Source organism: Streptomyces europaeiscabiei (assembly GCF_001550375.1).
Taxonomy (GTDB): domain Bacteria; phylum Actinomycetota; class Actinomycetes; order Streptomycetales; family Streptomycetaceae; genus Streptomyces; species Streptomyces europaeiscabiei.
Map to the genome: position 1 here is coordinate 1 of NZ_LRTR01000284.1, position 12447 is coordinate 12447.

Genomic DNA, 12447 nt, shown 5'->3' on the forward strand with positions numbered 1-12447 from the left:
CTGCCGTCCGGGACGTCCCGCCGCTCGTGCGGGTCGCCCTGTCGGCGTTCCGCGTCGTCCCGCCGCTCGTACGTGCCGCCCTGTCGGCCGTCCGCGTCGTCCCGCCGCTCGTGCGTGTCGGCTTGTCTGGCGGGTGTCCACGCTCGGCCGGCGGTCGCTGGTCGGCGGCCGCTTTCCGGTCGGGCGCCCTGTCGGCGCCGCGTAGGCGTCGGGAAGCGTTGTTCGGGTCTGGCATGGGCTCACCACCGTCAGGCGTCGGGTCGTTCCGTCGCCGCTCCATTCATCCCACTTTCCCTCCGACGGGGGGTTTGATGCCATCGGAGGGGTGCGGTGGGTGGTGGACGGCGCGGGGGCGCTGGGGGTTGTTGCCCCGGTTACTGTTGTGGACATGCGTCTCCACGTCGTCGACCACCCTCTGGTCGCTCACAAGCTCACCACGCTGCGCGACCGGCGCACCGACTCCCCGACCTTCCGTCGCCTCGCCGACGAACTGGTCACCCTGCTCGCCTACGAGGCCACGCGGGACGTGCGCACCGAGCTGGTCGACATCACGACGCCGGTCGCCTCGACCACGGGCGTCAAGCTCTCCCACCCGCGCCCGCTCGTCGTGCCGATCCTCCGGGCCGGCCTCGGCATGCTCGACGGCATGGTCCGGCTGCTGCCGACCGCCGAGGTGGGCTTCCTGGGCATGATCCGCAACGAGGAGACGCTCGAGGCCTCCACGTACGCCAGCCGCATGCCCGAGGACCTCTCCGGACGCCAGGTGTACGTCCTCGACCCCATGCTCGCCACCGGCGGCACCCTCGTCGCCGCGATCCGTGAGCTGATCGCCCGCGGCGCCGACGACGTGACCGCCGTGGTGCTCCTCGCCGCCCCCGAGGGCGTCGAGGTGATGGAGCGCGAGCTGGCGGGCGCCCCGGTGACGGTCGTGACCGCCGCCGTCGACGAGCGCCTCAACGAGCACGGCTACATCGTGCCGGGCCTGGGAGACGCGGGCGACCGCCTGTACGGCGCCGCCGAATAGCCCCGTAAGGGGAAGGGCTCCCTACGGGGCTCGGTCAGCAGGTAGCAGGTGTAGCAGGTGTAGCAGGTCAGCAGGTTTTCGCAGGGGTGGGCGTCGGCTCGGGACTGGTCAGGTCGGCCAGGGCCTTGTCGGCGTCCTTCTGCTTGCTGAGGGCCTTGAAGCCGGTGCCGATGACGAGGTCCACCTCGGTGGCCTTCCTACGGCTGTCGGTCTTCAGCTGCGCGCCGGTGAGCTGGGTGTTGAGGACGGGCAGTGCCGCGCTCTCGGCGGCCTTCGCGCCGAGCAGTATCGCGGCGCCCTTGACCTTCTTGTCGTACTCCTTGGTCGCGTTGCCCACGTTCCCGATGCGGAAGCCGCGCTTCTTCAGCTCGTCGGCGGTCTCCTTGGCGAGGCCGGAGCGGGGCGTGGCGTTGAGGACGTTGACGGTGATCCCGCCGGGGGCCGGGAAGCCCTTGGCGGACGCCCCGGACTTCCCGGCCGACCCGCTCGCCTTCGGGGACGGGCTCACCCGGGACGCGCAGTCCGCCTTGGGTCCGGCCGCGGCGGCCTGGTCCTCGTCACCGGTGAAGACATCGATGAGCTGCAGGGTTCCCCAGCCGACGAGGCCCAGCGCGGTCACGGACGCGACGACCGAGAGGACGAGCCTGCGACGCCTCTTGGGCCGGCGCAGCCTCGGGTACTTGTCCCCCGTGATCCGGTACTGGCCGCCCATGCCAGGAGGAGTCAGCATGCTCATGGGCGCAGCGTAGTGCCGTTGGACGGCGATGCCTACTAGATGATCATTCACCGCGCTGCAGTCCAACCCGAAAGGGCCAACGGGGGGCTGTCCGGGCATGGGTCGAAGCCGCCTGCGACGGTGGCAAGGCCCCCCGCGGCGGCTTCCGGTAAAGGACTAGTCCAGTTCGAGGACGCGGGCGTGGAGCACCTGGCGTTGCTGGAGGGCCGCGCGGACCGCGCGGTGGAGGCCGTCCTCCAGGTACAGATCGCCCTGCCACTTCACCACGTGCGCGAAGAGGTCGCCGTAGAAGGTGGAGTCCTCGGCGAGGAGGGTCTCCAGGTCCAGCTGCCCCTTGGTCGTCACGAGCTGATCGAGGCGGACCGGGCGCGGTGCGACGTCCGCCCACTGCCGGGTGCTTTCCCGGCCGTGGTCGGGGTACGGCCGGCCGTTTCCGATGCGCTTGAAGATCACACGGAAAGCCTACCGGTCGAGACGTTCCGGGCGCAGCCATGGCGACGGAGTGCGACCCCCGAAAGGCATCGCGTAGTGGGGCAAAGCGGTAATTCTGTGAGGGTCCGGTGGCGGTCGTGGGTGCTCGGCGGGGTCCGTTCGGGGGACGGGGAGTGCGTCGCGAGACGCCGCCGGGGATTTTCCGGGGTCGAGCCCCGGCTACTCCAGGGGCTTCCTCGGGCTTTCCTCGGGGCTTCGCCCGGACCTCTCCGGAGGGGCGACGCGATGCCGCCCGGGAGTGGAGACGCGAGGGCCCCCGCCGGGGCGGGGCCCGTGTCGGCCGGGCTCGCCCGTGCGGGGCGGGGGGACCTGTTGTCGGCTACTTGCCGGAGGCTTTCGCCGCCTTGGCCGCTGCCTTCATTTCCTGTTTGTGGGCGCGGACCTTGGCCAGGGAGTCGGGGCCCTTGATGTCGGCCACGGAGCGGAAGGAGCCGGGGTCGCCGTAGGCGCCGGCGGCTTCGCGCCAGCCGGTGGGGTGGACGCCGAGTTGCTTGCCGAGCAGGGCCAGGAAGATCTGGGCCTTCTGCCGTCCGAAGCCGGGGAGGGATTCGAGGCGGGAGAGGAGCTCCTCGCCTGTCGTCGCGTCCTGCCAGACCGCGCTCGCGTCGCCGTCGTAGTGGTCGACGAGGTACTGGCACAGTTGCTGGATCCGCTTGGCCATGGAACCGGGGTAGCGGTGTACCGCCGGTTTCGTGGACAGCAGTGCGACGAAGGACTCCGGGTCGGCCACCGCGATCTCGTGGGCGTCCAGGTCGTCCGCGCCGAGCCGTTCGGCGATGGTCCGCGGGCCCTTGAACGCCCACTCCATCGGCACTTGCTGGTCCAGCAGCATGCCGACCAGCGCGGCGAGCGGACTGCGCCCGAGGAGCTCGTCCGCCTCGGGGTCCTGGGCGAGGTGAAGGGTGACGTTCATGCCCCGATGATCGCTCGACGGGCGGTACGCCGCAGCCCGGACCCGGCCCCGGACCCGGCCCCGGTTCGGTCCGTGTGGCGGAGCTGGGGGCGGAGGCCGCGCCGTAGTCCTGCGGCTCTGTCCGGGGGTGGGGCGGGGCGGGGTGTGCGCCGTGGAGTTACGGGCGCCAGTAGCCCAGCGCGTGCATCCGGTGCTTCGGCAGGCCCAGTTCCTTGCGGAAGTACGCGGTCAGGGAGCGGGTCGTCGCGGTGTCGCAGGCGATCCAGACGTAGGGGGCGGGGGTGTTCTCCAGGAGCGCGGGGGCGTCGGTCCTCACCTGGGTGAGGAGACGGGCGCCGGCGTCCTCGCGGGGGACCGGGCGGAAGTCGTGGCGGGTGGGGTCGAGGCGGAGGGGGAGCCCGCCTGCCACGGAGGCCCCGCCCGCTTCGGATGCCCTGCCCGCTTCGAGGTCCCTGCCTGCCTCGGAGGCCGCGCGTGCCGGGTCGGTGTCCGCCTTCGGCTCCATCGCAGCCGTAGCCGCAGAAACCTCCACCGCTCCTTCCTCTCCCTCTTCCTCCGTCTCCGTCTCCGTCGACGTCTCGAACCAGATCGTCGCCGGGGCTGACGGGAGTGCGTCGAGGAGGGAGTTGAGGGCTGGGAGGGACGCCGGGTCGCCGATGGCGAGGATGTGGGAGGGGGTCGGGTCGGGGTCGGTGAAGGCGGTGCCGTGGACCGTGGCCTCGATCGTGTCGCCGGGCTTCGCGGCGCGGGCCCAGTCGCTGGCGTGGCCGTCGTGGAGGGCGAACTCCAGGCTGAAGGTGCCGGCGGCCGGGTCGGGGTCGACGAGGGTGTACGCCCGCTGGTGCGGTTTGCCGGCGGCGTCGAACCAGAGGCGTACCCACATCGTCGGGTGGACGCCGGTCACGGCGAGCATGCCGCCGTCGCCGAGGTGGAGCCGGCGGTAGTGCTCGGTGACTTGTTCCGCACCGGTCACCGTGAAGACGAAGTCCTTCCCCCGGAGCAGTTTGAGGACCGCCCCTTCCCAACCGTGCCCCTGCCCCATGGCTTCTGCACCCTTCACGTACGCTTTGATCACGGATTGCTTAGGTGAGGCTAACCTAATTCATAGGTAGGGTGCGGAGATGCGGGACAGTGGTGCGCAGGGGCAGGCCCAGCGGATCGTTTTGAGCCATGCGGCATACGGGACGTATCGCGATGCATGGGGTATCCCGCACCTTCGCGCCGCCGACGTCCGATCGCTCGCCCACGCGCAGGGCCGGGTCACCGCCCTCGACCGTGCCTGGCAGCTGGAGGTCGAACGCCACCGTGCCCAGGGCACCTCGGCCGCCTTTCTCGGCGTCGGCTCCCTCGGCTGGGACCGGTTCGCGCGACGGGCCCGGCTGGAGGACACGGCTCGAAGATGCTTCGCCCGGCTGGAGCGAACGGATCCGGAGACCGCCGACTGGGTCCGGGCGTACGTCGAGGGTGTGAACGACGGGCTGGCCGAAGGCGGTAGGCGCGCGCCCGAGTTCGAGCGCGCCGGGCTCGTCCCCGGGCGTTGGGAGGCCTGGCATCCGCTCGGGGTCTGGCTCGCCACGCACATCCTGTTCGCCGGGTTCCCCGCCAAGCTCTGGCGCGAGGAGGCCGTCCGGCATCTCGGTGCCGACGCGGTCGGGCTCTTCGCCACCGACGGGCCCGCCACCTCCGGCAGCAACGGGTGGCTCGTCGACGGGTCCCGTACGGCCACCGGGCAGGCCGTCATCGCCGGTGATCCGCACCGGTTCATCGAGGAGCCCGGTGTCTACCAGCAGATCCACCTCTCCTGCCCCGAGTTCGACGTCGTCGGCCTCGCCGTCCCGGGCATGCCCGGCATCGCCCACTTCGGCCACACCGGCGAGGTGGCCTGGGCGATCACCAACGCCATGGCCGACTACCAGGACCTGTACCGGGAGCGGCTGCGGTACGGGAACGGGGGCGCGGTCGAGGCGCTCGATCCGGACGGGGTGTGGCGGACCGTGCACCGCCACGTGGAGGTCGTCGAGGTCGCGGGCGGGGAGCCCGTCGAGGTGGACGTGATCGAGACCGCCCGGGGGCCGGTCGTCATCGGGGGCCCGGATCCCCGTGCCCCCGACCCGGTCGCTCCCCTCAGCCTCCGTCACCCGCCCCGCGTCACCGAGGACCTCGGGCTCAGCGCGCTGCTCCCCCTCCTCCGGGCCCGGGAAGTCGCCGACGTGGACCGGGCGTTCGACCGGTGGGCCGAGCCGGTGAACGTCGTGCAGGCGGCGGACACGCGGGGCGGGGTGCTGCACCGGGTGGCGGGACGGGTGCCGGTGCGGAGCCGGGAGAACCGGACGCGGGTGGTCGCGGCCTGGGAGCCGGGGCACGAGTGGGAAGGGTGGCACGAGCCGCCGTACGGCACGTTCGAGGACGGCGTCGCGGTGATGGCCAACCAGCGTGGTCCGGCGACCCCGTTGGGCGTCGAGTTCGCCCCGCCGCACCGCGCCGAACGCATCCGCACGCTGCTGAACGAGAAGCGGCTGTGGTCCGCCTCCGACATGCCCGCCATCCACATGGACACCCATCTGGCCTCCGCCGGGCCCCTGTTGGACCGTGTGACCGCCCTCGCCGACACCACCGGCACCAGCGGCACGACCCACACCGCCGAGGGCGGTCCCGAGGGACCTACGGACCTCAGCTCGGCCGCAGCCGCGCTGCGCGACCGACTCCTGTGCTGGGACCGGCGGATGGAGACCGACAGCGTCGAGGCGGCGGCGTACGCGGCTCTGCGCGGGGCGGTCGTACGGCGGCTCGTGGCGGAGCCCGCCTTCGCGGCGTTGACGGTTCCGCCGACGTACCCCGAGGTCTTCCGGCCGTGGCTCTCGCTCACCGTCCGGATCGGCTTCGCGCTCGAACATCTGCTCAGGGCCGAGGAGTTGTACGGGATCGACCGCGCCGGGCTCGTGCGGGAGGCGCTGGAGGAGGTCGCCGGCGCCGGGTCCGGACGCTGGGGCGACCGTCACCGGCTCGTGCCGTGGCGCGCGCTCCCGGGCGACGACCCGGACGCCTCCTACGAGCCGGGTCTCGCCGGTGACCACGACTGCGTGCTCTGCACCTCCGCCGTCCCCGGCATCACCGACCTCAGCGCCCGCGGCCCCGCCGCCCGCTACGTCTGGGACCTTGCGCGGCGCGAGGACAGCCTCTGGGTGGTGCCGTTCGGGGCGTCCGGCGTGGGCGGATCGGCCCACCACCGCGATCAGCTCCCCCTGTGGCTCAGAGGAGACCTCGTACCGGTCGTCACGGACTGGAACCGCCTCACCAAGGACGACGAGAGCAACCACAGCAGCAACAGCAACCAGAGCAACCAGAGCAACCAGAGCAACCAGAGCACCCAGGGCAGCAAGAAGCAGCAGGACTGCGAGGAGAAGCGCCATGACCGTTGAGTCGTACGGCGGCCGTGCGGCCGTTCATGAGCAGGTGGTCGACGGGTTCGGGACCGTGCGGATCCTGCCGTTGGACGCGAGGGCCGATGCCGAGGTGGTCCATGGCTGGGTGAGTGAGCCGAGGGCCGAGTTCTGGGGCATGAACGGGCTCACGAAGCAGCAGGTGCGGGAGGCGTACGAGGGTCTGGAGGCCTTCGACACCCACCACGCCTACCTCGCGGTGCACGACGGCGAGCCCGTCGGGCTGCTGCAGACGTACGAACCGGAGGCCGACCGGGTCGGCGAGTGCTACGAGGTCGAGCCCGGAGACATCGGCGTCCATGTGCTGCTGGCGCCCGCCGGGGACGGCGGAGGGCGGCCGGGGTGGTCGTCCTCGGTGCTGGCGGTCTTCACGTCGTACGTCCTGGTCGGGCTGGACCGGCCGCGGGTCGTCGTGGATCCGGACGAGCGGAACGAGAGGGCGATCGCGCGGTTCGCGCGGCACGGGTTCGAGCGCGGGCCGGTCGTCGTACTGCCGGAGATCGATCTGCCGGACGTGTATCTGCCCGAGAAGCGGGCCCGGCTGGCGTTCCTGCGGAGAGAGACCGTGTGCGGTCAGGAACTTCGGCTGTAACTTCGGCAGCGGCAGCGGCAGCGGCAGCGGCTTCGGCAGTGGCTTCGATCGGTGGCCCGGGGTGGTGGGCGTAGCCTCTGGCGGATGACTCCCGAAGACCTCATTGCGCACTACGGGCTGGAGCCCATACCGCGTGAAGGCGGCCGTTTCCGTCAGACCTGGGCGGGGCCCGAGCGGGCCGACGGGCGGCCGGAAGGGACCGCGATCGTCGCCCTGCTCACCAGCGAACCCGGCGATTACTCCGCGCTGCACCGGCTGCCCGGCGACGAGATCTGGCACTTCCACCTCGGCGATCCGCTGCGGATGCTGCTTCTCGCCCCGGACGGGTCCTCGCGGGTCGTCGTCCTCGGGCCGGACGTGCTCGACGGGCAGCACGTGCAGTACGTCGTGCCCGCGGGGACCTGGATGGGTGCGAGGGTCCTGCCCGGTGGTGGTGGCGAGGACGGGGGCGAGGGCTGGACGTTGTTCGGGTGCACGATGGCGCCGGGGTTCACGTTCGAGGGGTACGAGCACGGGGACGCCGCCGAGCTGGCGCGAGTGTACCCGGACCGGGCCGCCGAAGTAGGGGAGCTGGGGCGGGCGTAGCCCCGGGGATGCTTGGTGGGCAGGGTGGGCCGGTGCGGATCGCGTTGAACGCGGTGTTCGTGCCGTCCGTACCTGTTCGAGGAGTCCGAGAGCCGGCGACCGTGGATCCGGAGCACTACGTGGACCGAGGCAGGTACAGCGACCCAGTCGAGGACAGGGCCATGGACAGGGTCGGGAACAGCGATGGAAGCAGAGACAGGGACAGAGGCACGAGGCGACATGGCGGAACCGGCGGGGCCACCGGTGGACTCGGAGGCCGGACCGGCGGTGGCCGGGGCCGAGGGGTTCAGCGCCTGGTGCTGCTGGGCGCCGTGCTGGTCCTGTTCCTCCTCGGCGGGGCGGGTACCGCGTCCGCGCACGCCGCTCTCAAAGGCAGCGACCCCGTCGACGGAAGCGTCCTCGACGCCGCTCCCCGGGACATCACCCTCCGCTTCACCGAGTCGGTAAGCCTCCTGGAGGACTCCATCCGCGTCGTCGACCCGGAGAACCGGGCCGTCGACACGGGCAAGCCGGGGCGCGCGGGCGGCCGGGCCGACACGGCCAGCGTCACCCTCCCCACCGGCCTCGACGACGGCACGTACACGATCGCCTGGCGGGTGGTCTCGGCCGACAGCCACCCCATCTCGGGTGCCCTGCTCTTCTCGATCGGTGAGCCCTCGGCGACCGCCGCGGTCCTCCCCGCCGACCTCACCGAGGACCCGCTCACCTCCTCCCTCTACGACATCACCCGCTACTTCGCGTACGGCGCCCTCGCCCTGCTCATCGGCGTGACCTTCTTCCTGGCGGTCGTGCTCGGGGGCCCGAGCGAGGCGCTGCGCAGGCTGCTGCTGGCGGGCTGGCTGGCGCTGCTGCTGGCCTCGGCGGTTCTGCTGCTGCTCCGCGGACCGTACGAGCGGGGCACCGGCGTCGGGGCAGCCCTCGACCTCTCCGTCCTGCGCGACACGATGGTGAGCCGGCCGGGCCTCGCCCTGCTGGCCCGGCTGGCGCTGCTCGCGGTGGCGGCCCTCCTTCTCGTCCGCGTACGTGGGCAGGGGCAGCGGGGAGAACAGGGACAGGAGAGGGGGCGGGAGGAGTGGGGCAAGGGCGCGCTCGTCAGTGGGGCGCTGCTCTCCGTCGGTCTCGCCGGAACCTGGGCGGCCGCCGAGCACGCCTCCGCCGGTATCCAGGTGCCGGTCGCGATGACCTCCTCGGTGCTGCACCTGCTCGCCATGGCCGTCTGGCTGGGCGGGCTGACCGCGCTGCTCACCGTGTTGTACCGGGCGCCGAACACGCTGTCGGCCGCCGTGGTCAACCGTTTCTCCCGGCTCGCCTTCGTCTCGGTGATCGTCCTCGTCGTCACCGGCGTCTACCAGTCCTGGCGCGGCCTCGGCTCCTGGTCCGCCTTCACTTCCACGGCGTACGGGGAGGTCCTCGTCGCCAAGCTGGTCGCGGTGCTGCTCCTGCTGGTGGCGGCGGCGTTCTCACGGCGCTGGACGGGACGGCTGGGGGAGGCTTCGGCGGAGGCCGGTGCGGTGGATGAGGCTGCCGGTCCAGCAGAGGCCGTCGGGTCCGCCGAGGGCGCCGAGGGCGCCGCGTCGACGACGGTCGCCGAGCCGGTGAGGACTGCCTCGGTGCAGGCCGGCGAGTCGGTACAGGCCGCCGATCGGGCCGAGGTCACCGCGCGGGCGACCGTGGCGGTGGCGGCGCGGGGGCCCGAGCGGGTGGGGACCACCGACAGCGAGGCTTCGGACGGTGGTGCCGACGGGCCCTCCGGTGGCCTGGGCGACGCCGTCCCGGGCGACAGGGAGGGCTCGGCTGCGGAGGACCCCTCGGCTGCCGATCCCCTGCGGCAGGGCCTCAGGCGTTCCGTTCTCGCGGAGTTCACTGTCGCGGTCGTCGTGCTGGTGATCACCACCGTGCTGACGGGAACCCTGCCGGGCCGGGCGGCGGCGGAGATCGCGAAGGAGAGCGCGGGCGGGGCGGCCGGTGGGGTCACGGCCTCCTCGACGACGATCCCCTTCGACGTGGGTACGCCGAACGGACACGGCAAGGTCCAGATCGACCTGGGTCCCGGGCGCGTGGGCAAGAACTCCGTGCAGGCCGTGGTCTTCGGCCCCGACAACGGCATCGCGACCGTCCCCGAACTGCGTCTCACCTTCACCCTGCGGGCCCAGAAGATCGGCCCGATCGACGCGAAGATCACCGACCGCGGCGGCTACTGGGTCACCGACGACCTCCAGCTCCCCCTGCCCGGCAAGTGGACGATGAAGCTCACGGTCCGTACGACGGAGATCGACCAGGTCACCGTGGAGAAGTCGGTACGGGTGAGCTAGCCGGGCCGGGGCATCGAGACGTCCGGCCGGCCGCAACGGCCCGACGGCGTGGGCGAACCGCACCCGGTCCGGTACGGCGGAGGTCCTGCGGGCCAGGAGGAGGCTGTTGCGGCGGCTGGGCAGGGCGCAGAAGCCGGAGTCCACCTCGACGACCGGGAACCGTTCGACGACCGGGAACCGTTCGACGACCGGGAACCGTTCGACGACCGGGAACCCCTTGCCCGGTAACGGAGTCGGGGCCCGGCGTCGTGATGGCCGTGCGGGTACCGGCCGCAGGCCGGCAGCGCGTGGTCCGTCCAGGAGCAGGTTCCGACGAGTAGGTCACCCATGAGGTGCCGGGCACCGGAATCGGGCGTTCTGGCCCCCCGCTCGCCGGGGGCTAGTCGCTCCGCTCGTGCAGGGGCCCGCCGCAGAGGGACTTCGACGGGGTGCCGTCGACGCCGACGGGCGGCTCCCCGGCGACCATGACGCGGTGCATGATGCGCGGGAAGTCCAGGTGGGCGGTGTCGTTGGGGGCGAGGTGGACGGTGGCACGGTTGTCCCAGAGGGCCACGGAACCCGGCTCCCAGCGGAAGCGGACCGTGTACTCGGGGCGCGTGATCTGCTCGACGAACATCTCCAGCAGGAGCCGGCTCTCGGCCCGGGTGACGTCGACGATGTTCTCGACGTAGTACGGGTTGACGTACAGGATCCGTTCGCCGGTCTCGGGGTGGACGCGGACGACGGGATGGACGGACGCGACCTGGTGGTCCTGGAGGTGGCGGAGGTACGGGTCGGGGCCGGAGCGGGCGAGATAGCCGACGCCGAGCCGGTGTTCGGCGCGCAGCCCGTCGGCGAACCGGCGCACCGGCTCGGACAGGCCCGCGTAGGCGGTGGCGAGGTCGGCCCACGTGGTGTCGCCGCCGTACGGGGGCACGCGTTCGGCGCGGAGCAGGGTCAGGGCGGGCGGGTCGATACGCGCGGTGTGGTCGGCGTGCCAGCCGCGGAGGGTGGAGTGGCGGCGGCGCTCCAGCCATTCGGCCTGGTCCATGCCGTGCTTGCGGCCCAGCTCCTGACGGTCGGCCGTCGTCTCGATCTCCGGGTGCCCGGCGGGTGACACCGAGCCCCGTGAACGCAGCCGGATCGGCTCCCCGAAGCGGCGCGCGAACGCGATCTGGCCGGCGTGGTCCAGCCTCTGCCCCCGGAAGAACACGACCTTCCAGCGGAGCAGCGCCGCGCGGACACCGGCGACGGTCCCGTCGTCGAGCGGGCCTGCGAGGTCCACGCCGTGGATGTCGGCGCCGATGTACCCGGAGGCCGGGCGCACGTCGAGGCCGCCGGGGGGTCCCACTGCGTCGATGGTCGTCATCGCTCACCCTTCACCGTGTCGGTCACACCGGTTGCATCGCCCCCGCCGCTCCTACCCGTTCCCCTCCCCAGAGGTCACGCCCCTTCAACCCCTCCTGTGCTCAGGCGCCGCGTGCTGGTCGTACTGCCCGGTGTCGTACCGCCTCCCGGCCCACCCCGGGCTGCGAAACTGCCAACGCACTGTACGCGGCAGGAAGTTGACGTCATGACCGACAAGCTCACCGTAAGTGTCCTGGGTACCGGCATCATGGGCGCCGCGATGGCCCGCAACCTCGTCCGCGCCGGTCACGCCGTACGGGCGTGGAACCGGACCAGGGAGAAGGCCGAGCCGCTCGCCGCGGACGGCGCACAGGTCGTCGACAGCCCGGCCGAGGCCGTGCGGGGTGCCGACGTGGTGCTCACGGTGCTGTACGACGGGGCCGCCGCCCTGGACGTGATGCGTGCGGCGGCGCCCGCGCTGAGCCGGGGCACGGCCTGGGTCCAGTCCACCACCGCCGGTGTCGAGGGTGTCGCCGAACTGGCCGCGTGGGCCGGCGAGCACGGGCTGGTCTTCTTCGACGCCCCGATCCTCGGCACGCGGCAGCCCGCGGAGGCGGGGCAGCTGACCGTGCTGGCCGCGGGGCCGGTCGAGGGGCGGGCGGCGGTGACCCCTGTCTTCGACGCCGTCGGCGCCCGTACCGTCTGGACCGGCGAGGACGGCGCGGCGGGCACCGCGACCCGGCTCAAGCTGGTGGCCAACAGCTGGGTGCTCGCCGCCACCAACGCGGCCGGGGAGGTCCTGGCCCTGTCCAAGGCCCTCGACGTCGACCCGCAGTCCTTCTTCGAGATCATCGAGGGCGGCCCGCTCGACATGGGTTACCTGCGCGCCAAGTCCGCGCTCATCCTCGACGGCCGCCTCTCCCCGGCCTCCTTCGCCGTGTCCACCGCCGCCAAGGACGCCCGTCTGATCGTCGAGGCCGGCCGGCGACACGGCGTACGCCTCGACGTCGCCGCCGCCGGCGCCGCC

At 72.4% G+C, this 12447-nt stretch carries 11 protein-coding genes; 6 read left to right on the forward strand and 5 right to left on the reverse strand.

Features of this window, described 5'->3' with window-relative positions; genetic code table 11:
• Positions 1-388: 388 nt before the first annotated feature.
• Positions 389-1024, forward strand: a complete 636-nt coding sequence (gene upp / locus AWZ10_RS13745) for a uracil phosphoribosyltransferase (RefSeq protein ID WP_037689427.1) — start codon at positions 389-391, stop codon at positions 1022-1024.
• Between the two features lie 67 nt (positions 1025-1091).
• Here the strand turns inward: upp and AWZ10_RS13750 are convergent, their stop codons facing one another.
• The 4 genes from AWZ10_RS13750 to AWZ10_RS47670 all read right to left on the reverse strand — a co-directional run bounded on the left by AWZ10_RS13750 (position 1092) and on the right by AWZ10_RS47670 (position 4207).
• A complete protein-coding gene (locus AWZ10_RS13750; protein ID WP_046709246.1) occupies positions 1092-1736 on the reverse strand; it encodes a LytR C-terminal domain-containing protein in 645 nt (214 codons plus the stop codon).
• A 180-nt stretch (positions 1737-1916) separates the two neighbouring features.
• Positions 1917-2213, reverse strand: a complete 297-nt coding sequence (locus AWZ10_RS13755) for a type II toxin-antitoxin system VapB family antitoxin (protein ID WP_003999914.1) — start codon at positions 2211-2213, stop codon at positions 1917-1919.
• A gap of 358 nt (positions 2214-2571) precedes the next feature.
• On the reverse strand, positions 2572-3165 hold the full coding sequence (locus AWZ10_RS13760) for an HhH-GPD-type base excision DNA repair protein (RefSeq protein WP_046709245.1): 594 nt from the start codon (positions 3163-3165) through the stop codon (positions 2572-2574).
• A gap of 157 nt (positions 3166-3322) precedes the next feature.
• Positions 3323-4207 carry a siderophore-interacting protein gene (locus AWZ10_RS47670; protein ID WP_060891180.1) on the reverse strand — a complete coding sequence of 295 codons (885 nt, stop codon included), beginning with the start codon at positions 4205-4207 and terminating at the stop codon, positions 3323-3325.
• A 79-nt stretch (positions 4208-4286) separates the two neighbouring features.
• On the opposite strand from AWZ10_RS47670, the gene AWZ10_RS13770 reads away from it, so the two are divergent.
• From AWZ10_RS13770 to AWZ10_RS13785, 4 genes are all read left to right on the forward strand, one after another.
• Positions 4287-6584, forward strand: coding sequence for a penicillin acylase family protein (locus tag AWZ10_RS13770; RefSeq protein WP_060891181.1), 2298 nt, complete (start codon positions 4287-4289; stop codon positions 6582-6584).
• The gene (locus AWZ10_RS13775) at positions 6574-7197 is read left to right on the forward strand and encodes a GNAT family N-acetyltransferase (RefSeq protein ID WP_060891182.1); all 624 of its coding nucleotides are present in this window, start codon (positions 6574-6576) and stop codon (positions 7195-7197) included. Before AWZ10_RS13770 ends, AWZ10_RS13775 begins: the two co-directional genes overlap by 11 nt.
• Before the next feature lie 84 nt (positions 7198-7281).
• Positions 7282-7782 (forward strand): cupin domain-containing protein, encoded by a 501-nt coding sequence (locus tag AWZ10_RS13780; RefSeq protein ID WP_060891183.1) that lies wholly within the window; start codon positions 7282-7284, stop codon positions 7780-7782.
• A 296-nt stretch (positions 7783-8078) separates the two neighbouring features.
• The gene (locus AWZ10_RS13785) at positions 8079-10094 is read left to right on the forward strand and encodes a copper resistance CopC/CopD family protein (RefSeq protein ID WP_060891184.1); all 2016 of its coding nucleotides are present in this window, start codon (positions 8079-8081) and stop codon (positions 10092-10094) included.
• A 379-nt stretch (positions 10095-10473) separates the two neighbouring features.
• On the opposite strand, the gene AWZ10_RS13795 is transcribed toward AWZ10_RS13785, so the two are convergent.
• Positions 10474-11442: a TauD/TfdA dioxygenase family protein gene (locus AWZ10_RS13795; RefSeq protein WP_060891186.1), complete on the reverse strand. Its 969-nt coding sequence runs from the start codon at positions 11440-11442 to the stop codon at positions 10474-10476.
• Between the two features lie 204 nt (positions 11443-11646).
• Here AWZ10_RS13795 and AWZ10_RS13800 point away from each other — a divergent pair.
• Positions 11647-12447 (forward strand): NAD(P)-dependent oxidoreductase (locus AWZ10_RS13800; RefSeq protein ID WP_060891187.1); only part of this gene is annotated, 801 nt, incomplete at its 3' end.

Coding starts and splice junctions, on each gene's coding strand:
- upp (WP_037689427.1), top strand. CDS start 389: ATGCGTCTCCACGTCGTCGACCACCCTCTGGTCGCTCACAAGCTCACC.
- AWZ10_RS13750 (WP_046709246.1), bottom strand. CDS start 1,736: ATGGGCGGCCAGTACCGGATCACGGGGGACAAGTACCCGAGGCTGCGC.
- AWZ10_RS13760 (WP_046709245.1), bottom strand. CDS start 3,165: ATGAACGTCACCCTTCACCTCGCCCAGGACCCCGAGGCGGACGAGCTC.
- AWZ10_RS47670 (WP_060891180.1), bottom strand. CDS start 4,207: ATGGGGCAGGGGCACGGTTGGGAAGGGGCGGTCCTCAAACTGCTCCGG.
- AWZ10_RS13770 (WP_060891181.1), top strand. CDS start 4,287: ATGCGGGACAGTGGTGCGCAGGGGCAGGCCCAGCGGATCGTTTTGAGC.
- AWZ10_RS13775 (WP_060891182.1), top strand. CDS start 6,574: ATGACCGTTGAGTCGTACGGCGGCCGTGCGGCCGTTCATGAGCAGGTG.
- AWZ10_RS13780 (WP_060891183.1), top strand. CDS start 7,282: ATGACTCCCGAAGACCTCATTGCGCACTACGGGCTGGAGCCCATACCG.
- AWZ10_RS13795 (WP_060891186.1), bottom strand. CDS start 11,442: ATGACGACCATCGACGCAGTGGGACCCCCCGGCGGCCTCGACGTGCGC.